The 22,851-nt window shown below is 73.9% G+C and carries 16 protein-coding genes; 11 read left to right on the top strand and 5 right to left on the bottom strand.

Annotation, left to right across the window (positions count from 1 at the left end):
- Positions 1–52: 52 nt before the first annotated feature.
- The 5 genes from ACZ51S_RS22090 to ACZ51S_RS22070 all read left to right on the top strand — a co-directional run bounded on the left by ACZ51S_RS22090 (position 53) and on the right by ACZ51S_RS22070 (position 6,225).
- Complete coding sequence (locus ACZ51S_RS22090; RefSeq protein WP_388939230.1) at positions 53–1,048, top strand: SMI1/KNR4 family protein; 996 nt, start codon at positions 53–55, stop codon at positions 1,046–1,048.
- Between the two features lie 8 nt (positions 1,049–1,056).
- Complete coding sequence (locus ACZ51S_RS22085; RefSeq protein ID WP_468961766.1) at positions 1,057–3,639, top strand: SUKH-4 family immunity protein; 2,583 nt, start codon at positions 1,057–1,059, stop codon at positions 3,637–3,639.
- A gap of 124 nt (positions 3,640–3,763) precedes the next feature.
- Complete coding sequence (locus ACZ51S_RS22080; RefSeq protein ID WP_468961764.1) at positions 3,764–4,636, top strand: DivIVA domain-containing protein; 873 nt, start codon at positions 3,764–3,766, stop codon at positions 4,634–4,636.
- A gap of 367 nt (positions 4,637–5,003) precedes the next feature.
- Positions 5,004–5,612 (top strand): DUF7691 family protein, encoded by a 609-nt coding sequence (locus ACZ51S_RS22075; protein WP_468478789.1) that lies wholly within the window; start codon positions 5,004–5,006, stop codon positions 5,610–5,612.
- Between the two features lie 145 nt (positions 5,613–5,757).
- Positions 5,758–6,225 (top strand): hypothetical protein, encoded by a 468-nt coding sequence (locus ACZ51S_RS22070; RefSeq protein ID WP_468478790.1) that lies wholly within the window; start codon positions 5,758–5,760, stop codon positions 6,223–6,225.
- A gap of 48 nt (positions 6,226–6,273) precedes the next feature.
- Here ACZ51S_RS22070 and ACZ51S_RS22065 read toward each other — a convergent pair whose 3' ends face one another.
- Both ACZ51S_RS22065 and ACZ51S_RS22060 read right to left on the bottom strand, forming a co-directional pair.
- Positions 6,274–7,107, bottom strand: a complete 834-nt coding sequence (locus ACZ51S_RS22065; protein WP_468961761.1) for a hypothetical protein — start codon at positions 7,105–7,107, stop codon at positions 6,274–6,276.
- Between the two features lie 64 nt (positions 7,108–7,171).
- Positions 7,172–8,860 (bottom strand): MFS transporter, encoded by a 1,689-nt coding sequence (locus tag ACZ51S_RS22060; protein ID WP_468803615.1) that lies wholly within the window; start codon positions 8,858–8,860, stop codon positions 7,172–7,174.
- A 423-nt stretch (positions 8,861–9,283) separates the two neighbouring features.
- On the opposite strand from ACZ51S_RS22060, the gene ACZ51S_RS22055 reads away from it, so the two are divergent.
- On the top strand, positions 9,284–10,060 hold the full coding sequence (locus ACZ51S_RS22055) for an ABC transporter ATP-binding protein (RefSeq protein WP_388939220.1): 777 nt from the start codon (positions 9,284–9,286) through the stop codon (positions 10,058–10,060).
- Positions 10,057–12,630, top strand: coding sequence for an ABC transporter permease (locus tag ACZ51S_RS22050; protein WP_468961759.1), 2,574 nt, complete (start codon positions 10,057–10,059; stop codon positions 12,628–12,630). The genes ACZ51S_RS22055 and ACZ51S_RS22050 overlap by 4 nt, the downstream gene beginning before the upstream one ends.
- A 94-nt stretch (positions 12,631–12,724) precedes the next feature.
- Here ACZ51S_RS22050 and ACZ51S_RS22045 read toward each other — a convergent pair whose 3' ends face one another.
- A complete protein-coding gene (locus tag ACZ51S_RS22045; RefSeq protein ID WP_468961758.1) occupies positions 12,725–14,122 on the bottom strand; it encodes a DUF2079 domain-containing protein in 1,398 nt (465 codons plus the stop codon).
- A gap of 266 nt (positions 14,123–14,388) precedes the next feature.
- On the opposite strand from ACZ51S_RS22045, the gene mfd reads away from it, so the two are divergent.
- Both mfd and ACZ51S_RS22035 read left to right on the top strand, forming a co-directional pair.
- Positions 14,389–17,949, top strand: coding sequence for a transcription-repair coupling factor (gene mfd / locus ACZ51S_RS22040; RefSeq protein WP_468961756.1), 3,561 nt, complete (start codon positions 14,389–14,391; stop codon positions 17,947–17,949).
- Positions 17,950–18,150: 201 nt separating this feature from the next.
- Positions 18,151–18,708 (top strand): GNAT family N-acetyltransferase, encoded by a 558-nt coding sequence (locus ACZ51S_RS22035; protein ID WP_468804485.1) that lies wholly within the window; start codon positions 18,151–18,153, stop codon positions 18,706–18,708.
- Between the two features lie 16 nt (positions 18,709–18,724).
- On the opposite strand, the gene ACZ51S_RS22030 is transcribed toward ACZ51S_RS22035, so the two are convergent.
- Complete coding sequence (locus tag ACZ51S_RS22030) at positions 18,725–19,594, bottom strand: hypothetical protein (RefSeq protein ID WP_468804488.1); 870 nt, start codon at positions 19,592–19,594, stop codon at positions 18,725–18,727.
- A gap of 25 nt (positions 19,595–19,619) precedes the next feature.
- On the bottom strand, positions 19,620–20,393 hold the full coding sequence (locus tag ACZ51S_RS22025) for a hypothetical protein (RefSeq protein ID WP_468961753.1): 774 nt from the start codon (positions 20,391–20,393) through the stop codon (positions 19,620–19,622).
- 283 nt (positions 20,394–20,676) lie between these two features.
- On the opposite strand from ACZ51S_RS22025, the gene ACZ51S_RS22020 reads away from it, so the two are divergent.
- Both ACZ51S_RS22020 and ACZ51S_RS22015 read left to right on the top strand, forming a co-directional pair.
- Positions 20,677–21,324, top strand: coding sequence for a hypothetical protein (locus ACZ51S_RS22020; protein WP_468478799.1), 648 nt, complete (start codon positions 20,677–20,679; stop codon positions 21,322–21,324).
- Positions 21,321–22,835, top strand: a complete 1,515-nt coding sequence (locus ACZ51S_RS22015) for a protein kinase domain-containing protein (protein ID WP_468478800.1) — start codon at positions 21,321–21,323, stop codon at positions 22,833–22,835. Before ACZ51S_RS22020 ends, ACZ51S_RS22015 begins: the two co-directional genes overlap by 4 nt.
- Positions 22,836–22,851: the final 16 nt, after the last annotated feature.

Here is a 22,851-nt window from a genome sequence, read left to right as displayed (position 1 = left end):
CGGAACACATAGGCTGTGGTGAACCAGCCAGATCCAGCAGGGGGCTACCGCCATGACGACAGGTCGGCTCGGGCAGCAGGCCGCGCCACCCAACGCCGCTTACTCGGGGCAGGTCGTGCATTTCCCGGACCCGGTCCGGGCCGCTCGGCATCCCCACGGAGTGCGGATGGATGGCAACGGTCATCCCGACTTCTCGCGCTACGCGCGCGCCGCCGTCGAGATCGCCGAGCCCCCGGAGGGCTTCGGCGTGGACGAGCTGCGCCTGACGGACGTCGTGTCCGCGAACGCGGCGATGCGCGCGGCGGGCCATCCGCTGTGGGACACGGTGGGTCCGGTGGCGACCCCGCACGGCTGGACCTGGCACCACGTGGCCGGCTCCCGCCGGATGGAGCTGGTCCCCGTCGAGGTGAAGGCGCTGCTGAGGCACCACGCGGGCCTGGCGACGGCTCCCGTCGACCACGACAAGCGCGGCGCACGGCCCCTCCAGGAGGCGCGCCCGGCGCACCTGGGGCTGCCCAAGGCCCTGGTATCGGTGTCGGAGTCGCAGGTGCAGGGGGTCGAGGAGGACCTCGGCTACCGGCTCCCGGAGGCCTACCGCTCGTTCCTCAAGGCGGCGGGCGGCTGCGCACCCGTGGGCGCGGGGCTGCTGGTGGAGCTGGGGCTGCTGGTGGACCAGCCGTTCTTCACCGTGCGTGAGGAGGCGGCGGTCAACGACCTCGTGTACGTGAACAAGTGTCTGCGGGACCACCTGACGAAGGACTACCTGTGCGTGGCCTTCGTGCAGGGCGGGCTGCTCGCGGTGAAGGTGAAGGGCGAGGGCGTGGGCTCCGTCTGGTTCTCCCCGTACGACGACGCGCGGGACCGGGACGGCTGGTCGGTGCAGGAGCGGGTGGAGCGTCTGCTGCTTCCGTGCGGTGCCGATTTCGATGCCTTCCTGGAGCGCTTGGCGGGTAACCCGCCGGAGCTGGAGACGGTGGCCGGTCTGATGGTGGACGGCGGATTCGCGCGTTCGGTTGCAGTGTCCGGCGCCGGTATGGGTGAGGGGTGAGGGGCGCCGTGGTGACGTTCGCGCAGGCGCAGGAGCGCGCCGAGGAGTGGATCAACGGGGACGTGCCCGCGTACCAGCACCGCGAGGTGCGCGTACGGGAGTTCGGGCTCGGCTTCGTGGTGTGGGCCGAGGACCGGGCGGCCGGTCCGGTGTCCGGTGGTGGGCGGCAGCGGCTGGTCATCGCGCGGGACAGCGGTGAGGTGACGCTGTGGCCGGGGCTGCCGGTGGGCGAGGTGATCCGGCGGTACGAGGAGGAATACGGGGCGGCTGCCGCGTCGGCGGCCGCGGAGGCTTCGGTTCCGCCGCCGCGGATCGACTCGGAGCAGACCTCGTTCATGCTGACCCCGCCGCAGTGGCTGCAGGAGGCGGCGGACCGGGCGGGGATTCCGCCGGCGGGTGCGGGTGCCTCGGGTGCGGCTTCGGGTTCCGCCTCGGGGGCGGGTGCTGCGGCTTCGGGTTCCGCTTCGGGTGCTTCCGGGGCGGCTGCTGCTGAGGCTCCGGTTCCGTTGAGCCGCGGCGGCGAGGTGCCCTACGAGCCGACCGCGAACGACGGGGTCCCGGCCGGGTCCACGCCGTGGGCGGGGACCGATGTCAACTCCGGTGCCGACGAAGGCTCCGTACCGCTGCCCGCGACGGTGTTCGCGCCGCCGCTGTCGGGGTCCGACCTGGACGACGCGCCCTCGGCCCCCAGGGTGGCCCCGGAGGCGAAGACCACGCTGATGGCGGGCGGCAGCCAGCTGCCGAAGACGACCGTGGCCCCGGCGCTGGCGGTTCCGGAGTCGGCCGCGGACATCGCCGACGCGCCGACGAGCAGGGCCCGTGTTTCCGCGCCGGGCGGGGCCGCGGCGCCGGCGCCGCGGCAACCCCAACCGCAGCCGCAGCAGCCGCCGCAGGCCCCGCCGGCGGCTCCGGTCGGGGCGCCCGGGGGCCCTGGTGCGCCCGGTGCGCCCGGTGCGCCCGGCGGCGGGGCGCAGTACGCCGCCACGATGCTGGCCGCGCCCGGTGGGCCGCCGGCTCCTCCGGGGACGCCGCCGGCGCCTCCCGGCCCGCCTGGTGCCCCTGGTGCTCCTGCGGCTCCGGGTGCGCCGGGTTCGCTGGGCGGGGGGCTGGACCATGCCGCCACGATGCTGGCCGGTCCCGCCGTCGTACAGCCGCCGGGCCCGCCGGCGCCTCCCGGTCCGCCGGGCGCGCCGACTCCGCCCGCGCCTCCCGGTGCTCCCGGTGCTCCCGGTGCTCCCGGTGCTCCCGGGGGCGGGGCGCACCATGCCGCGACCATGCTGGCGGCGCCCGGTGGGCCGCCGGCGCCTCCCGGTCCGCCTGGGGCTCCTGGTGCGCCGGGTGCTCCCGCGGCTCCCGGCGCGCCGGGTTCGCCGGGCGGGGGGCTGGACCATGCCGCCACGATGCTGGCCGGTCCCGCCGTCGTACAGCCGCCCGGTCCGCCGGGTCCGCCCGGTGCCCCCGGTGCCCCCGGTGCTCCCGGTGCCCCGGGGGGCGGGGCGCACCATGCCGCGACCATGCTGGCCGGTCCCGGTGTGCCGCAGCCGCCCGGCCCGCCCGGCGCGCCTCCCGGCCCGCCGCCCGGTCCCGTGGGGCAGCCGCAGGCCCCGTCCGGCGCGCCCACGGTCGGCCCCGGCTACCAGGCGGTGCTGCGCTACCGTGCGCCCGACGGCTCCGAGCAGCAGCTGATCCGCCGCTCGGCGCCCGGTACCCCGCACCCCGAGTGGCAGATCCTCTACGAGCTGCGCGCGATGAACGTGCCGCCGCAGCAGGTGCTGGAGCTGCACACCGAGCTGGCCTCCTGTGAGCTGCCGGGCGGTTACTGCGCCCGGATGATCAGGGAGACCTGGCCGCAGGTGCGGATCACGAGCGTGGCCCCGTACGGCACCGACCACGCGGGCCGTCAGCAGGGCATGCGCCACCTGCTCACCCATCAGGGTGAGCTGCACCAGGTGGCGGACGGACCCGCGCGCCCCGCGCCGGTCCGGGCGCCGCTGCCGCAGGTCCCGCTCCAGCCGGCGATCCCGATGGACGCGATCGCGCAGGAGCTGGCGGGGGCCTTCGGGCCGCAGGGGGTGTTCCGTTTCGACCAGCGGGCGGTGTCCCGGCAGGGCGTACCGGAGATCGTGGCGCAGACCCTGATGTGGGCGGGCCTGCCGATCGACTTCGGACCGTTCTTCTGGGCGCAGGCGGTGCCCGGCCAGCCGGTGCCGACGCTCGCCGAGATGGCCGCGCAGCGGGGGGTGCAGCCGGCGTCGGACGCGGGCTCGTACCTGGTCGTGGGCAGCGACTTCGGCAAGGCGCTGTGCGTGCAGTACGGGACCGCGCACATAGTGGCGGTGCCGGTCGAGGCCGGTCCCGGCGGGGCGCCCGTGCCGCCGCAGTTCGTGAACTCGAGCCTGCCGCAGTTCGCGCGGTCGCTGGCGATGCTGGGTCACATGTGGCGTCTGCGCCAGCATCTGACGCCGGAGCAGGCCGGGCGCTGGACCGTCGATTTCCAGGCGAATCTGGCCGGCCTCGACAGCGCGGCGCTGGCTTCGCCGGAGAGCTGGTGGTCGGTGCTGCTGGAGCAGATGTGGGACGGACTGCTCTGACCGGATGACGGCAGGCGTGGCCGGGCCGGGTCCCCTCGTGCGGGGGACCCGGCCCGGCCATTCCGGCTTCTGCGAGCAAATGACGCATCCTTGACAGCAATCCCCGCGAGAGAGGCGCTCCAGGATGACTGCACCCTTTGCGACCGTGCGCGGTCGCGGCTACCGGACGGACGAGGTCGACCGGTATCTCGCGCGGCTGTCCGGCGCCCGGGACGAGGCCTGGGAGCGGGTGGCGCGGCTGACCGTGCTGGCCCGTCAGATGGAGGCGGAGGCCGAGCGGTTGCGGGCGGCGGTGGCCGCGCTGGCTCCTCAGACGTACGACGAGCTGAGCGAGCGCGCGCGGCGGATCCTGCAGTTGGCACAGGAGGAGGCGCGGGCCCTGCGGGAGGACGCGCGGGCGGACGCGCTGGAGGCGGCGGGCGCGGCCGAGGCGCATGCCGACCGGGTGGCGGAGCTGGCGCGGCACGACGCGGAGGCGGTGCGCGAGCAGACCGAGGTACGGGCGCGGCAGGGACTGCTGCGGGCGCAGCGGGAGGCGGACGCGATCCGCGCGGAGGCGCGGGACGACGCGGCGGAGTGGCGGGCCGAGGCGCAGGCCGCGCTGACGGAGGCGGCACGCCGGGCGCAGGCGCTGCTCGCGGAGCTCGAACAGGAGCAGGCGGAGCGGTGGGACGCGGCGGGGCGGGAGCTGGCGGCGCGGGCGGAGGAACTGGACGCGCGGTACGCGGAACTGGAGCGGAACGCGCAGGCGCGGCTGGCGGAGGTGCGGCGGGGGTACGCGGAGGCGGAGGAGTCGGCGCGGCACGGGCAGGAGGACGCGGAGGCGCGGGCGGAGGAGCTGATCGCGCAGGCGCGGGTCGCCGAGGAGCGGACGGGGCGGGAGACGGAACGGATCCTGCGGGAGCACGCGGAGGCGGAGGAGGAGATGCGGGCCCACATGAGCCACGTCCGGTCCAGCCTGGCGGCGCTGACGGGGCGGGCGGCGGCGGAGGGGTAGCCGTTGCCCTGGCCGGGCCGTTGCCCTGGCCGGGCCGTTGCCCTGGCCGGGCGGTTCGGGGGTGGGCGGGGTTGCCCTGTCGGGCGGGTGCCCGGCCGGGCGGGGTTCGGTCGGGTGGTTTCGGGTGGGTCGGGGGCGGTGCCGGGGTGGGGTGTCGTCCGGGGCGGGCTTCGATGTTCGGCGCCCGTTCCGGGTCTGAGGTGTACGGGGTACCGGGCGCCGAATTCATCTCGTTTTAGCCCCGGACGACACCCCACCCCGTCCCCTCCCCCTTGCGTCCGTTGTCCGGCCGGCCGTCTCGTCGGTTCATGAGGCGGTGTTTTGGCTGGCCGAGTGACCTGTCAGTGGGCGGGGTTAGCCTCGCCGGATGAGTTCCTCGCTGAGTGTCTACCTGCTGGATCTGAACGCCACCCACGCCCTCGTCGGCTCCCGTGACGACGCGCTGCTGGAGATCGTCCGGGAGCGGTTCGCCGACGACCTCGCGCGGGCCGACGACTGGTTCGACACCGAGATCGAGCGCGGCGCGCCCACCGCGTACGAAGCGCTGCACGCGGTGGTGTACGGGGGTCCGTTCAGTACGGACCAGGAGCACGCCTTCCAGTACGCCTACGCCTACAAGCGGCTCTGCGGCCTCACCGGTTCCTTCCTCGACAACTCCGCCTTCTGCCCGTACCGGGGTGACTGGCTGGCGATGGTCGACGCGGGGCTGCGGGCGCTGGGGATCGACGCCGTCTCCGTCGAGGACTTCGACTTCGCGGACCTGCCGGGCGGGCTGCCGTACACGTACACGCCGGGTTGCGGCGAGTGGACGTACGAGCAGTGCGTGAAGGCGCTCGAGCAGTTCGAGGAGACCAAGCGGCGGGGGCACGTCCCGCTGCTGGAGCGGGCGGTGGCGGAGGCGGTCGAGGACGTGCTGGGCTGGCTGCGGCAGGCCGGGGGGCGGCCCGGGTTCGGGGTCGTGGGCTTCCGGTCCTAGGAGCGGGCCTGGGGGGCAGGGTGGGTGAACCTCGGGGCGCGCTCCGGTTGAGGAAACGTTTCGGCATCGCGTCGCGCTCTTACGCTCCCTCCCGGATGCCACCGGACCCGCATCCGCCCGTGGAACAGAAGAACGGAATCCCCTCATGCGTCTTCGCACCACCGCCGTAGCCCTCGTCGGAGCCCTCACCCTCGTCCTGCCGACCGCCGGATCCGCTCTCGCGGACGACGGCGGGGCCTTCAACTACACCTTCCTCCAGGACGGTGCCAGCACGAGCGGTCAGGTGAGCGACCTGACCGAAGGCAGGTGCCACGTGCTGGCCGTGACCGACGGCGCCTCCATCGAGGAGGTCGTCAACGAGACCGACAAGGTGGCCCTGCTCTTCGACAACGCGGTCTGCAAGGGCCAGCCCGTCGCGACGGCGGGCCCCGGGGAGATGGCGGGCGACTTCAAGGCCGTCGCCGTCCGCTTCGAGGCCGCCGAGCAGGAGCAGGAGCAGAAGCGCGAGGACGCCGCCGAGGCCCCCGCTCAGGCGCCGGCCGAGAGCGAGGAGAGCGAAGCCGGTGACGAGGAGGACGACTACATCGAGTCCACCTTCCGCCGGCTGGGCTGATCCCCCTGGCGAACGAGGGGCCCGGCACCCGAGGGTGCCGGGCCCCCGTCATGCCGCCGGGGTGGAGCCCTCGTAGCGGTACGGGTCGCTCCGCAGGCCGCGCGAGACGGCCACCACCGTGAACGGGGGCTTCGCCGTCGCCGGGAGCGGCGCCGTGAGGGTGCCCGTCGCCGGATCCCGGGTCACCTGGAGCGGGGTGTCGTCCACCGTGAGGCGGGGTTCGGTGAAGCCGCCGCCCTCGACGCTGAGCAGCCCGTCGGGGGAGACCGTGACGTCGGTGATCACCGGGTTGGGGCGGGTGGCCACCTTGTTCACCAGGTAGGCCCCCGCCGGAGCGCCGGTCAGCGCCCAGATCTCCGAGGGCAGGCCGGGGAGCCCGCCGCCGACGTCGGCGAGGAAGAAGAGGACGACGTAGAGCATCGTGACCGCGCTCAGGGCCACGTACTGGAGGTCCATGAGGTCGGTCCGGCCGCTGTCGTTCGCGATCAGGTCCCGCAGCGGGCGCCGGCCTCCGGGGGTGGGCCGGGGGGCCGGCTTGGCCATGCTGCCGTTCTCCACCCGGAGGCCGACGACCGCCTTGGCGGCGATCAGGGCCACGTACGGGCCTCCGAGCAGGGGCAGGTACACCGAGGTCAGCGGGGACAGCGGTCCGTCGGAGCCGGTACCGCGGAAGTACGCGATGCCGCCGCCGGCCGTCAGCCCGTACGCGAGGACCGTGAGCAGCAGCCAGACCAGGATCACCGTCCAGGCGAGCGCCATGGTGATGGAGGTGGAGAGCCGGCCGTCGCGGCCCGTGACGAAGCCCGGCCGGCGGCGCAGGCGCAGGGCCACCGGTACGGTCAGGGCGGCCAGTAAGGCGAGCGCGAAGAGTGCGGATGTCATGGCGTCCCCCCGGAAAACGGTCCTGGGCAAGAGGGTCACCCACTGCGACCGAACATGACAAGTTCTACTCGTGCTCCGGCAGGACCGGGAACCTGCGCGGTGCCACGAGCAGCAGCACCAGCAGCGCCGCCACCCCGGCGGCCGTCGCGCCGAGGAAGATGTGCTCCACCGCGGCCGCCACCGCCCTCCGCAGGTGTTCCGAGGCGGCCGGCGCCAGGCCGCCCGGCTCCGCCAGGGCCCGCGACACGTCGTCGAGGCGCTCCGGCAGTCCCGGCAGCGGCGTGTGCGCCAGCCGGGCGGCGACGGTCGCGTTGGCCACCGCGCCCAGCAGCGCGGCCCCCACGCTCTGCCCGACGGTGCGGCAGAACAGCACCGAGGCCGTCGTGGTCCCCCGCTCGGCCCAGCCCACCGTCGACTGCACCCCGACCACCAGCGGCAGCTGGAAGAGCCCGAGGGCGGCGCCCAGCAGCAGCATGACCAGCGCGGGCTGCCACGGCCGCGCGGGGTGGGGGAGCAGGGTGAAGGCGAACAGGATCACCGAGGCCAGCCCCATCCCCAGGGCGGCGGTGTCGCGGAAGCCGATGCGCCGGTACACGTGCTGGCAGAAGGCGGCCGACAGCGGCCAGCTCAGGGTCATCAGGGCGGTCAGGAGCCCGGCTCCGACCGGGCCGAGCCCGAGTACGGACTGCGCGTACGTCGGCATGAACACCATCGGGGCGACCATCAGCAGCCCCAGCGCCCCCATCGCCAGGTTCACCGCGGCGATGGTGCGCCGGCGCCACACCCAGCCGGGCAGGATCGGTTCCTCGGCCCGGCGCTCCACCCGGACCACCACCGCGGCCAGGACCGCGCTCGCGCCGAGCAGGGCCAGTGAGGGCGCCGACAGCCAGGGCCAGGCCACTCCGCCCTGCACCAGCGCGAAGAGCAGCAGCCCGCCGCAGGCGAAGACGGCGAGCGCCCCGGCCCAGTCCACCGGGCCCCGGCGGCCGGGGGAGCGTACGGGTTCCACGAGGTGGCGGGCGGTCAGCCAGAGGGCCAGCCCGGCCAGCGGCACGTTGATCAGGAAGGTCCAGCGCCAGCCCGCGTACGCGGCGAGCAGTCCGCCGAGGGCCGGGCCGAGCAGGGCGGAGCTCGCCCACACGGTGGTCATCCGGGCCTGGATGCGGGGGCGGTCGCGCAGCGGGTAGAGGTCGGCGGCCAGGGTCTGCACGGTGCTCTGCAGGGCTCCGCCGCCCAGCCCCTGGACGATCCGGAAGGCGATGAGGGCGGCCATGTTCCAGGCGGACGCGCACAGCAGGGAGCCGGCGAGGAACAGGGCGATACCGAAGAGCAGGACGGGCTTGCGTCCGAAGGTGTCGCTGAGCCTGCCGTAGAGGGGGAGGGTGACGGTGACGGCGAGGAGGTAGCCGGAGAACAGCCAGGAGAAGACGGAGAAACCGCCGAGGTCCCCGACGATCTGCGGGACTGCGGTGGAGACGATGGTGCTGTCGAGCGCGACCAGGGCCATGCTCAGCATCAGCGAGACCACCACCCGGGCGGGCGGCCGCCCGCGCGCGGCGCCGTCGGGTCCGGAGCCCTCCCGGGAGCCGGCCGCCGCGCCCTGCCCCGAGCTCCGCCCCGAGGCCTGCCCCGAGCTCCGCCCCGAGGCCGGTCCGGGTCCGGGGCGGCCTGCGGAAACCTTTCCTCTGGTCGGGCCGATGGGCTCCGCCGCCCCTTCCGCGGCGGCTTCCGCGCCGTTTTCTCCTGCTTCCACCACGTTCCCCTCGTCTGCGGGGAACACCATCTCACCGGGCCGCACCGGGCGGTATCCCCGTCTCGCGGCCGCCGGATCCGCCGGTGTCCCCTACCCCGGGTCCCCCGCAGGGTGGACAACCCCTAGGGGTAGCTCAGCATTTGGGCCCACGGGACGTTCGTCCCGGCGGAGGAGGCCGAAGGTCCCGCGAGGCCCTTAACTGGTTCATACGAGCGGGGGCCGCCGGGGGGCGGGGTGGGGTTAACCCCCCGGCGGATACGGCGATGGGCACCAGCGCGCCGGACACCTCCCGCACCGCAGACTTCGACGGCGACTCCGCGCCCACCAGCGCAGACGCGCCAAAACGCGCGGAAACGGCGCAACCGCACCGCACACGCGGAGCACACGAACACCAACAGGGGAGACAGCACCGTGACTACGGCGATGACCGAGACCAGGCAGGGGAGCGGCGGGGGGCAGAACTCCGTCGCGGCCCGGGCGCGCCAGGTCGTCAAGGCCTACGGCTCAGGCGAGACCCGCGTCGTCGCCCTCGACCGCGTGGACGTGGACATCCACCGCGGGCAGTTCACCGCGATCATGGGCCCCTCCGGCTCCGGCAAGTCCACGCTGATGCACTGCCTCGCGGGGCTGGACACGGTGACCAGCGGGCACATCCACCTCGAGGACACCGAGATCACCGGCCTCAAGGACAAGAAGCTCACGCAGCTGCGGCGCGACAAGATCGGCTTCATCTTCCAGGCCTTCAACCTGCTGCCGACGCTCAACGCCCTGGAGAACATCACCCTCCCCATGGACATCGCGGGCCGCAAGCCGGACCCGCAGTGGCTGGACCGGGTCGTCCAGACGGTCGGCCTCGCCGGCCGCCTCAAGCACCGCCCGACCGAGCTCTCCGGCGGCCAGCAGCAGCGCGTCGCGGTCGCCCGCGCCCTCGCCGCCCGCCCCGCGATCATCTTCGGCGACGAGCCGACCGGAAACCTGGACTCCCGCGCCGGCGCCGAGGTACTGGGCTTCCTGCGCCAGTCGGTCGACCAGCTGGGCCAGACCATCGTGATGGTCACCCACGACCCGGTCGCCGCCTCCTACGCGGACCGCGTCATCTTCCTCGCCGACGGCCGCATCGTCGACGAGATGTACGCGCCCACCGCCGACCAGGTCCTGGACCGCATGAAGGACTTCGACGCGCGCGGGCGGACCTCGTGACCGTCATGAAGACCGCGCGGCGCAACTTCTTCGCGCACAAGGGCCGGATGGCGCTCTCCGCCGTCGCCGTGCTGCTCTCGGTCGCCTTCGTCTGCGGGACCCTGGTGTTCACGGACACCATGAACACCACCTTCGACAAGCTGTTCGCCGTCACCAGCTCCGACGTCACCATCACCCCCAAGGAAGCCGAGGACGGGGAGGAGATCTCCAGCCGCGGGAAGCCGGAGGGGCTGCCCGGTTCGGCGCTGGAGAAGGCGCGCGGCGCCGAGGGCGTCAAGTCCGCCGAGGGCAGCGTCGTCTCGCTGGCCGTCACGGTCGTGAACTCCAAGAACGAGAACATGGGGTCGACGACCGGAGCCCCGACCGTCGCGGCCAGCTGGAACGACAACGAGCTCAAGTCGATGAAGATCACCTCCGGCCACGCCCCGCGCGGCCCCACCGAGGTGATGGTCGACGCCGACACCGCCGGCAAGCACCGCCTGAAGCTCGGGGACGAGCTGCGCACCATCGCCGTCACCGGTGACTTCCGGGCGAAGATCAGCGGTGTCGCCACCTTCACCGTGACCAACCCGGGCGCGGCCGTCGTCTACTTCGACACCGCCACCGCCCAGGAGAAGCTGCTCGGCGCTCCGGGCACCTTCACCCACATCAACCTCACCGCCAAGGACGGCGTGAGCGACGAGCAGCTGAAGAAGAACGTGGCGGCCGCGGTCGGCGCGGACACCTACAAGCTGCAGACCGCGAAGGAGGCCACCGCCGCCGGCAAGAAGGACATGGGCTTCCTCGACGTCATGAAGTACGTGATGCTCGGCTTCGCCGGCATCGCCTTCCTCGTCGGCATCTTCCTGATCTTCAACACCTTCTCCATGCTGGTGGCCCAGCGCACCCGTGAGATCGGCCTGATGCGCGCCATCGGCTCCGACCGGGGCCAGATCAACCGTTCCGTCCTCCTCGAGGCCTTCCTGCTGGGCGTCATCGGCTCCCTCACCGGAGTCGCGGCGGGCGTGGGCCTGGCCGTGGGCCTGATGAAGCTCATGGGCGGGCTCGGCATGCAGCTGTCCACCGGCGACCTGACGGTCAAGTGGACGACCCCCGTCGTCGGTCTGGTGCTGGGCACCGTCGTCACCGTGGTCGCCGCCTACGTCCCGGCCCGCCGGGCCGGCAAGGTCTCCCCGATGGCCGCCCTGCGCGACGCCGGAACCCCCGGCGACAAGAAGGCCGGTGTGGTCCGCGCGGTCCTCGGCCTGGTCCTCACCGGGACCGGCGCGGCGGCGCTCTTCCTCGCCGCGGCCGCCGAGAAGGCCTCCGAGGGCTCGCTGTGGCTGGCCGTCGGAGTGCTGTTCAGCCTCATCGGCTTCATCGTGATCGGCCCGCTGCTGGCCGGCGTGGTGGTCCGGGCGCTCGCCGCGCCCGTGCTGCGGCCCTTCGGTTCCGTCGGCCGGCTCGCCGAGCGCAACGCGCTGCGCAACCCGCGCCGTACCGGCGCCACCGCCGCCGCGCTGATGATCGGACTGGCGCTGGTCGCCTGCCTGTCGGTGGTCGGCTCGTCCATGGTGGCCTCCGCCACCGACGAGCTCGACCGTACCGTCGGCGCCGACTACATCGTCTCCTCGCAGACCGGCCAGCCGATGATGCCTCAGGCCGAGCAGGCGATGCGGGCCACCAAGGGCCTGGGGCACGTCACCGCGTACCGCGAGGTCGAGGCGAACATCACCGCCCCGGACGGCACCTCCGCCCGGGACCGCCTCAGCGCCACCGACCCGACGTACGCCCAGGACGTGCGCCGCAAGATGCGCGCGGGCGAGCACGAGGACGCGTACGCGCCCGGTTCCATGGCGGTCGGCTCGGAGTACGCCGACAAGCACCGCGTCAGGGTCGGCGACGAGCTGACCGTCGCCTTCGACGGCGGCAAGACCGTCCGGCTGAAGGTCGCCGCGATCACCCTGGACGAGGGCAACCTCGACAAGGGCGTCAAGTACATCAGCACCGCGACCGCCGAGGCCAACGTCCCGGCCGACCGGCTGGCACGCCCGTTCATGCTGCTGGCCAAGGCCGAGAAGGGGCAGGCCGACAGCGCGTACACCTCGCTCAAGGCGGCCATGGCCGAGTACCCGCAGTACAAGGTGCTCAACCAGACCGACTACAAGCAGGACCTCAAGGACCAGGTCGGGCAGCTGCTCAACATGGTCTACGGGCTGCTCGCCCTCGCGATCATCGTCGCGGTGCTGGGTGTCGTGAACACCCTGGCCCTCTCGGTGGTCGAGCGGACCCGCGAGATCGGCCTGATGCGCGCCATCGGCCTCTCCCGCCGCCAGCTGCGCCGCATGATCCGCCTGGAGTCGGTGGTCATCGCCCTCTTCGGCGCCCTGCTGGGCCTCGGACTGGGCATGGGCTGGGGCGCCACCGCCCAGCAGCTCCTCGCCCTCCAGGGGCTGAAGGTGCTGGAGATCCCGTGGCCGACCATCATCGGCGTGTTCGCCGGCTCGGCCCTGGTGGGCCTGTTCGCCGCACTGGTCCCGGCCTTCCGGGCGGGGCGGATGAACGTTCTGAACGCGATCGCCAGCGAGTAGCCGGGCGGTCGTACGGGGGAGCAGTACGGGGGGAACGCGCCGGCCCCGGACCGTCCGAGGGGACGGTCCGGGGCCGGCGTCGTGCGTCCGGGGTTCAGAGGATCCGCTGGAGCAGTACGTACCCGCCCGCCTCGCCTACCGGCGCGAAGCGCGACCCCGGATGGAGCCGCTCGGCGTAGGCGACGGGGTCGCCGGCCCAGCCGGAGGAGTTGTCGAAGACCAGGAAGGCCGGCAGCACCCCCTTGGTGTTGCCGATCCAGAACACCTGGCAGCGCGAGGTCAGCCGGGTCAGCGGTCCGTTGTCCGCCTCCACCCGCACCCCGTCCGGGATCTTCGCCAGCAGCCGCTCGACGGCGGTCACCCGCTCGGGCTTCTCGTACGCGGAGCGCTCACCGAGCCGGGCCAGCGGCATGCTGGTCGCGCTCAGCGCGAGGGCGGCCGCGAGCACGGCGCCGGGCAGCTGGGCGGCGTACGCGCGCACCCGCGGGCGGCCGCTGTGCCGGGCGATGTCGAGGGCGTCGGCCAGGGCCAGGGCGAGGACCGGCATCAGGACCGCGCTGTAGTGGTAGCCGGTGGACCAGTAGTGCGGGTCCCCCGACAGGAACCGCCAGCCCAGGGTCGGTACGGCCACGAGCAGCAGCGGGGAGCGCAGCGCGAGGAGCCCGGTGGTGGGGACCAGGACCCAGCCGAGGGTGGTCAGCTTCGTGCCGAGGCCGCGCAGCGGGCCGCCGCCGTCCTCCCCGAGCTTCTCCCAGTAGGCGTAGCCGTCGGTGGCGAAGGCGGGGATCACCACGGTGAAGACCAGGGCGGCGGCGGCCACCCCCGCCGCGGCGACGGCCGCCGCGAGGCGCGCGGCCCGCGGATCGGCGTGCCGGGCCCGCCAGGCGACGACAAGGGCCATGACCGCCAGGGTCACCCCGAGGTCCTCCTTGACCAGCAGCAGCGGCAGCCCCCAGCCGAGGGCGGCCCGCCAGCGGCGCGCGAGCAGCGCCTCCAGGGCGAAGGCCAGCAGCGGTACGGCGAAGCAGATCTCGTGGAAGTCGAACTCGACGGCCCGCTGGATCCCCCAGGACAGCCCGTACGCCGCCCCGAGCGCCAGCCCGCGCGCCCGCCCGAGGAGCTTCGCCGAGGCGCGGGTGACGGGCAACGCGGACAGCGCGAGCAGGGCCGCCTGCACGACCAGGAGGGTGAGGGGGGTCGGGAAGAGCCGGTAGAGCGGGGCGATCAGGGCGATGACGGGGCTGAAGTGGTCGCCGAGGACGTGGAAGCCCGGGCCCTTCAGGTCCACCACGGGCGCCTGTAGCCAGGCGTAGCCCCTGACTGCCTGCTCGAATATCCCGAGGTCCCAGGAGGCTTCCTCCATGCGCCGGTAGCGGGTCACCGAGAGTACGCAGTACGCGAGGAACAGGGCGGCGGTGAGCGCGTACGGCGCCCGGGGCGCGGCCCGCCCGGCCGGCCCGCCGGCGCCCGGGGCGCTTCCGGATATCGGCATCCCGACAGATTCTCATCCCCGACCGGAATGCCTCCCTCCGCCCCCGGCGCATACGGCCGCGCCCCGCCGCGCGGGCGGCTCCGGCCCGTCCCTCCGGCCCCGCGCGGGCGGCTTCGGACCGCTCCTCACCCGTGTGGGGCCGGAATGGCCCGCGCGGCCGCGGGGGCGGCGTCATAGGGTGGGAACCCCCGGCCCGTTCACGTGTCGGGTCCTTCGCGTTGCCCCCCCGAGGCCCCTCGCCTCCCACCGGATGGAAAGCCTGTCTCATGAGCCTGCACGGACTGCTCGACGCCGTCACCCGGGACCCCGCCCTCGCCGAGGCGGTCACCGCGGCCGGGGACGGCAACCGCATGCACGTGGACCTCGTCGGCCCGCCCGCCGCCCGGCCCTTCGCGATCGCCGCCCTGGCCGCCCGTACCGAGCGGACCGTGCTCGCGGTCACCGCCACCGGGCGGGAGGCGGAGGACCTCGCCGCCGCGCTGCGCTCCCTGCTGCCCCCCGACGAGGTCGTCGACTACCCGGCCTGGGAGACGCTGCCGCACGAACGGCTCAGCCCGCGCAGCGACACCGTCGGGCGCCGCATCGCGGTGCTGCGCCGGCTCGCGCACCCGAGCAAGGACGACCCGGCGGCCGGGCCCGTCTCGGTGGTCGTGGCCCCCATCCGCTCCGTGCTCCAGCCGCAGGTCAAGGGGCTCGGGGACCTGGTGCCGGTGAGCCTGCGGCAGGGGGACACCACCGACCTCGGCGGGGTCACCGAGGCCCTCGCGGCGGCCGCGTACGCCCGCGTCGAGCTGGTCGAGAAGCGCGGCGAGTTCGCCGTCCGCGGCGGCATCCTCGACGTGTTCCCGCCCACCGAGGAGCACCCGCTGCGCGTGGAGTTCTGGGGCGACGAGGTCGAGGAGATCCGTTACTTCAAGGTCGCCGACCAGCGCTCCCTGGAGATCGCCGAGCACGGCCTGTGGGCCCCGCCCTGCCGGGAGCTGCTGCTCACCCCCGAGGTGCGCGAGCGGGCCGCGGCGCTGGCCGAGGAGCACCCCGAGCTGGGCGAGCTGCTCAACAAGATCGCCGAGGGGATCGCGGTCGAGGGCATGGAGTCCCTCGCCCCCGTCCTCGTCGACGACATGGAGCTGCTGATCGACGTCCTGCCGGCCGGGGCGATGGCCGTGGTCTGCGACCCGGAGCGGGTCCGCACCCGCGCCGCCGACCTGGTGGCGACCTCGCAGGAGTTCCTGATGGCCTCGTGGGCGGCCACCGCCGGCGGCGGCGAGGCCCCCATCGACGTCGGCGCGGCCTCGCTGCGCGGGATCGCGGACGTACGCGAGCACGCGCGCGAGCTCGGCATGATGTGGTGGTCGGTGTCCCCCTTCGCGGCCGACGAGACGCTGGCACACGCCGCTGACGCGGCGGGGGTGGGCGGTGACGTCCTCAAGCTGGGCATGCGCGCCCCCGAGGCCTACCGGGGCGACACCGCCCGCGCGCTCGCCGACACCAAGGGCTGGATCGCCGACGGCTGGCGCACCGTCTACCTCACCGAGGGCCACGGCCCGGCCGCCCGTACCGTCGAGGTGCTCGGCGGAGAGGGCATCGCGGCCCGGCTGGAGGCGCGGCTGCCGGCGCTGGAGCCCTCGATCGTCCACGTCGCCTGCGGTTCCCTCGACAACGGCTTCGTCGACCCGGCGCTGAAGCTGGCCGTCCTCACCGAGACCGACCTGACCGGGCAGCGCACCGCCACCAAGGACCTCGGCAGGATGCCGACCCGGCGCCGCAAGTCCATCGACCCCCTCACCCTGGAGGTCGGCGACTACATCGTGCACGAACAGCACGGTGTCGGCCGCTACCTCGAGATGGTGCAGCGCACGGTGCAGGGAGCCACCCGCGAGTACCTGCTCGTCGAGTACGCGCCCGCCAAGCGCGGCCAGCCCGGCGACCGCCTGTACATCCCCACCGACCAGCTGGAGCAGGTCACCAAGTACGTGGGCGGCGAGGCCCCGACCCTGCACCGGCTCGGCGGCGCCGACTGGACGAAGACCAAGGCGCGGGCGAAGAAGGCGGTCAAGGAGATCGCCGCCGACCTCATCAAGCTGTACAGCGCGCGCATGGCGGCCCCGGGCCACACCTTCGGCCCCGACACCCCCTGGCAGCGCGAGCTGGAGGACGCCTTCCCGTACGCGGAGACGCCCGACCAGCTCACCACCATCGCCGAGGTCAAGGAGGACATGGAGAAGTCCGTGCCCATGGACCGCCTGATCTGCGGCGACGTCGGCTACGGCAAGACGGAGATCGCGGTCCGGGCGGCCTTCAAGGCGGTGCAGGACGGCAAGCAGGTGGCGGTCCTGGTCCCCACCACCCTGCTCGTGCAGCAGCACTTCGGCACCTTCTCCGAGCGGTACAGCCAGTTCCCGGTCAATGTGAAGGCGCTGTCCCGCTTCCAGTCCGACACCGAGTCCAAGGCCACTCTGGAGGGGCTCAAGGAGGGCTCGGTGGACGTGGTCATCGGAACGCACCGGCTGTTCTCGCAGGAGACGAAGTTCAAGGACCTCGGCCTGGTCATCGTCGACGAGGAACAGCGGTTCGGCGTCGAGCACAAGGAGCAGCTGAAGAAGCTGCGCGCCAACGTGGACGTGCTGACCATGTCCGCGACCCCGATCCCGCGCACCCTGGAGATGGCGGTGACCGGCATCCGCGAGATGTCGACGATCACCACCCCGCCGGAGGAGCGCCACCCGGTCCTCACCTTCGTCGGCCCGTACGAGGAGAAGCAGATCGGCGCGGCCATCCGGCGCGAGCTGCTGCGCGAGGGGCAGTGCTTCTACATCCACAACCGGGTCGAGTCCATCGACCGGGCGGCCGCGAAGCTGAGGGAGATCGTGCCCGAGGCGCGGATCGCCACGGCCCACGGCCAGATGTCGGAACAGGCCCTGGAGCAGGTGGTGGTGGACTTCTGGGAGAAGAAGTTCGACGTCCTGGTCTCCACCACGATCGTCGAATCCGGCATCGACATCTCCAACGCCAACACCCTCATCGTGGAGCGCGGCGACAACTTCGGCCTCTCCCAGCTGCACCAGCTGCGCGGCCGTGTGGGACGCGGCCGCGAGCGCGGGTACGCGTACTTCCTGTACCCGCCGGAGAAGCCGCTGACGGAGACGGCCCACGAGCGTCTGGCCACCATCGCCCAGCACACCGAGATGGGCGCCGGCATGTACGTGGCGATGAAGGACCTGGAGATCCGCGGGGCGGGCAACCTGCTCGGCGGCGAGCAGTCGGGGCACATCGCGGGCGTCGGTTTCGACCTGTACATCCGGATGGTCGGCGAGGCGGTGGCCGACTACCGGGCGGCCGTCGAGGGCGGCGGGGCCGAGGAGGAACCGCCGCTGGAGGTGAAGATCGAGCTGCCGGTCGACGCGCACGTCCCGCACGACTACGCGCCCGGCGAGCGGCTGCGCCTCCAGGCGTACCGGTCCATCGCGGCGGCGAACTCCGAGGCCGACATCAAGGCCGTACGGGAGGAACTCACCGACCGCTACGGCAAGCTGCCGGAGCCGGTGGAGAACCTGCTGCTGGTGGCCGGCCTGCGGATGCTGGCGCGGGCGTGCGGGGTCGGGGACATCACCCTCCAGGGCCCGAACATCCGCTTCGGGCCGGTGGAGTTGCGCGAGTCGCAGGAGCTGCGCCTGAAGCGCCTGTACCCGGGGACGGTCCTCAAGCCGGCCACCTCCCAGGTGCTGGTCCCGCGCCCGAAGACGGCGAGGGTCGGCGGCAAGCCGCTGGTCGGCCGTGAACTGCTCGGCTGGGCCGGGGAGTTCCTCACCACGATCCTCGGGTCGTAGCCCGGCGGCCCGAATCCGGGGCCCGGTGGGTGTCGCACGTGACCGCCCGCGCGCCGTGCGCGGGCGGTCACGTGTCTTCCGGCTCCCGGTGGGGGCGGGGGAGCGGGCCGCACGTGCCGGTGGGCGACGGCTACGAGGGCCCCTTCCGTGTCCCTTTTGTGGCAGTACGCCGGTTTCTTGAGCCACGCATATCATCGGCCGGTGATCACAACGACGGAGCTCCGGGCAGCCGCGACGGCGGACTTCCCCGCCCTGTTCCTGCGCCCCTGGCGGCAGGAGGACGTCCCCGCGCTCGTGGAGGCGTACGCCGATCCCGTCCTGCGGCACCGGACCGCCGACCCCGTGTGCGGGGAGGCGGACGGGCGGCGCTGGGTGGAGGGCCAGTGCCGGGACCGGGAGGCGGGACTGCGGTTCGGCTTCGCGGTACTGGAGGGCGAGACGGGCCCCCTGGTGGGCGGCGTCGTCCTCAAACGGCCCGCGCCCGGCGGCCCTTCGGCCGAGGTCGGCTACTGGACCGCCGCCCACGCCCGGGGCCGGGGTATCGCCCCCCGCGCGCTGGGGGCCCTGACCGGCTGGGCGTTCGAGACCTTCGCGGGCCGCGGACTGGAACGGCTCGACCTCCTGCACCAGGAGGACAACGAGGCCTCCTGCCGCGTCGCGCGCAAGTGCGGCTACCTCTTGCGCGGCACCCTCCCGCCGGCCCCGCCCGAGTACCCGCTGAGCGGCCACCTGCACGTCAGGCCCGCGACACGGGCCTGAGGTCCGGCGGCGGCCGTCAGACCGCTTCGCCCGCCGGGCCGCCGACCTTGGACAGGTCCAGGACGTCGGAGTCCTTCGGGGACGTCGTGTCGACCGGGACGTCGAAGGCCGAGAACAGGGCCTCGGCGGTGCTGTCGCCGCTGACGGTCGACTTCAGGATGTACGGAGTGCCCTGCGTGGCGACCCAGTCCGTCTGGGTGCCCTGCCGGGACGGGAAGGCGATCGCCAGCGCGGGCTTGCCGCCTATGGTGCCGGTCTGGCCCTTGCGGGCGAGCGGGCTGGACTTGCCGAGGTCGCCCGTCAGCTTGGCGAGGTCGCAGCTGTTGGTCATGGAGGCGGCGCGGGGGTCGGAGGAGGGGATCTTCACCCAGCGGTCGGCGAGCATGCTGACCATCTGGTCCGTCTGCTTCTGCGGGGTGTGCTTCTGCTTGGCCGCGCCCCGCCAGTAGGTGGCGTCGCCGCGGAAGTGGACGAGCTCGGCGGACTTGATGATGTCCAGCTTGCCCATGCCGTCGAGGCGGACGGCGCCGTTGCAGTTGCCCTTCTTGTCGAGGGAGAGGTCGATCCGCATCGGCTTGCCCTGGTACTGCACGTTGGCCGCGACGTGCAGCGCCTCCGCCTTGCGCGTGGCCTCGCCGGCCCGGGTGAGGATCTCCGAGCCCGCCAGTTCGGTGAGCGCGGGCCCGCCCTGGGCGCCCGCCGAACCCGAGGGCGAGGCGGTGGCGGACGGGGAGGGCGACTGCGCGGCGCGGGCCCGGCCGGCGATGTCGGCGGCGCGGCCCTCGCCGGGCACGCACGCCGTCAGCCCGCCGCCGATCAGGGCCGCCGCGGCGAGCGCCGACGCGGTGGTCTTCGTACGGCCACGGCCGTGACTCGGGCTGCGCATCTTGGTTCCCCCCGTGGAGCGGTGACTAGGACTCGGGTCCGAGCCTAGGCGGTGCCTGTGACACGGCGCCCGACGGGGCCGTGGCGGGCCGTACGCCGGTGTACTCGACCGACCCGGAGTCCGGACCGCCCCGCGCGTGCTTGACGAGGTACGGCGCGGCGTCCAGCAGTACGTGGTCGGTGATCTCGGTCCCGTCGGGCGCCCTCGACGTGAAGACCGCGACCGGCTTGCCGTTCTGGCGGGTGTCCCGCTCGCGGCGGATGCCGGCCCGCTCCCCCGGGAACGCCTCCTCGGGCCGGGCCGCCCCGCACAGGGCGACGAGGTGCGCGACCGAGGGGTCCGCCGGTCTGACGTCGATCCAGCCCTGGTCGCCGTCCGGCGACTTGACGGGCCCGTCCCCGAACTGGTCGCGGAGGAAGCCGGCGTCGCCCCTGAAGGAGAGCCTGCCGTCCGCCATCAGGATCTCGCCCGACCCCGACCCCGACCCCGACCCCGGCCCCGACCCGGCCCCGGTGACCGTGACCTTGCCCCAGCACCCGCCGTCGCCCTCGAAGGTCAGCTCCGCGCTGATGCGGCGGTCGCCGGCCGTGCGCGTGACGAGCGCGTTCTTGCTGCCGGTCCTGCCGGTCTCCTCGTACGCGGCGCGCAGGACGGCGGCCGGGTCCTTGCCCGCGAGCGGGTCGGGGGCGGGGGAGGGAGGCGACGCCTTCGCCACGCCGGGCCCCGGGACGCAGCCGGTGACGGTCAGCAGGGCCGCGCAGGCGAGTGCGGCGGCGGCCGCGGGCATGGTGGTGCGCATGGGTCGGTCCCCCCGGGTCGGCGTTCAGGAGCCCGGACGCTATCCGGCCGCGCTGGAGCCGGGACTTCTTCCAGGTCGGGCGGCCCGTGGCCGCGGCCGTGGGCGGGATGCCCGGGGGGAGCGGCGCGTACGGGTCCGCACGACGGGCCGCCGGGCGGTGGCGTCCGGCCCGGACAACCGTGCTGCGACCCTGCAACGGTTGGGTCCATCCCCTCACGGACGGCCGGAAACGCTGTATACGCTTCGAGCCGTCACCTTTCCGCACGGCCCGTCAGGAGCACCGATGCACGGCCCCGGCATCCCGCCGCAGCAAGGCCCCCACGGCCACCGGCCCACCTCCGGGGCCGCGATGACGCTGCGCGTGCTGTTCACGGCGCTCCCCGTCCTCAGCTGCGGTTTCTTCTCCTGGGGTGCGCTGCTGCGGCTCGCGATCCTCACCCGCAAGCCCCGCGACTGGGCGCTGCTGGCGCTCACCCTGGTGCTGTCGGTCGTGTGGATCACCTTCATCGAGCTCGACCCGACGGCCGACACCAGCGGCTGGCAGAGCGACCTCGGTGCGGGTGGCTCGATCTTCACCGGCTTCGCGGTCTGCGTCTACTACCTCGTCTCCGACATCAGGCACCACGAGGCCAAGGCCCTGGCCCCGGCGCCCTGGTACCCGCCCGCGCCGCAGCCCCCGTACGCGCAGCACCACCAGCCCCAGCCGCCGCACCAGACCACCCCGGGCTACGGCTACCCGCCGGACGGGCCCCCCGGAGCCCGGCCGCCGGTGCCCCCGCAGCAGCCCGCGCCGCCCCGCATCGGGCAGGTCCGCGCCGAACTCGACGAGCTCAGCGAGCTGCTGCGCAAGCAGACCCCGGCCCGGCCCCCGCAGCCCGGCGGCCCCTACCAGGACCCGAACACCACGGCGATCCAGGACCCCCAGCAGTGACCGAGAGCGAACGCCTCATCGGCGAGCGCTACCAGCTCGCCACCGTCCTCGGCCAGGGCGGCATGGGCCAGGTGTGGACGGCCTACGACCGCCGCCTGGACCGCCGCGTCGCCGTCAAGCTGCTGCGGCCCGACAAGGTGGCCGGCCCCGGCACCGTCGCCGAGGAGCTGCGCCGCCGCTTCGTGCGCGAGTGCCGGGTCACCGCACAGGTCGACCACCCCGGCCTGGTCACCGTCCACGACGCGGGCAGCGACGGCGACGAGCTGTACCTCGTCATGGGCTACGTCGAGGGCTCCGACCTCGCCGACCACCTCGCCGCACACGACCCCTACCCCTGGCCCTGGGCGGTCGCGGTGGTGGCGCAGCTGTGCGCGGTGCTCTCCGCCGTGCACGCGGTGCCGATCGTCCACCGCGACCTGAAGCCGCGCAACGTGATGATCCGCCCGGACGGGACGGTCCTCGTCCTCGACCTCGGCGTCGCCTCCGTGATGGACACCGACACCACCCGCCTCACCAGCACCGGAACCCCGATCGGCAGCCCCGCCTACATGGCCCCCGAACAGGCCATGGGCGGCGCCGTCGGCCCGTACACCGACCTGTACGCCCTCGGCGTCCTGCTGTACGAACTCCTCAGCGGCGGCGTCCCCTTCGCAGGGACCACCGCCCTCGGCGTCCTGCACCGCCACCTCTACGAGCCCCCGGCGCCGGTGCGCCCGCTGCGCCCCGAGATCCCCGCCGAGCTGGAGGCGGTCCTGCTGCGCCTCCTCGCCAAGGACCCGCAGGACCGGCCCGCCTCCGCGCAGGAGGTCTACGAGGCACTCGCGCCGCTGCTCCCGGTCCCCGGCAGCCGCCTGCCGGCCGGCCCCCTCGACCCCACCCGCCCCTTCCTGCGCCCCCAGGCCCCCTGGCCCGACCGGGCGGCCGCCGTCCCGCCGCGCCCGGCCGCGCCCCCGGCGCCGCCCCGCCCCGACGTCCCGGGCGCGGTGGACGAGGCCCGCAAACTGCTCGACGAGGGCCGGCTCACCCAGGCCGTGGACATCCTCGGCGACATCCTCCCGGCGGCCGCCGCCGAGCACGGCGAGCACTCCCCGGTGGTCCGCAGCCTGCGCAAGCAGTACGCGGCCACGCTGATGGACGACGGCCAGTACCGCCGGGCCCTGCCGGAACTGCGGCGTCTGGCCGGCCAGTTCCCGGCCGGGGACCCGCAGTCGCTGCGCTTCCGCTACGACGCCGCGCAGTGCCTGGAGCAGCTGGGCGAGCCGGCGGCGGCCCTGGCGGAGTACCGCTCGCTGCTGCCCCTGTTCGAGAACCACTACGCCAACCCGGACCCGGGCCTGCCGCTGGAGGTCCGTCGCCGGATAGCGCACCTGCTGCTCTCCCTCGGCGACCGGCCGGCGGCCCACGACACCCTGGTCCGCCTCCTCTACGACGCGGACCGCGTCCACGGCCCGGCGCACCCCCTGCCGGTGGAGATCCGGCGCACCCTGCAATGGCTGGGCCAGGTGCGCTGACCGCCGCGAGCGGCAC

It is taken from the genome of Streptomyces sp. NPDC034043, assembly GCF_055575675.1.
The sequence above is the reverse complement of the archived record's forward strand: the minus strand, read 5'-3'. Positions and strand labels throughout refer to the sequence as shown.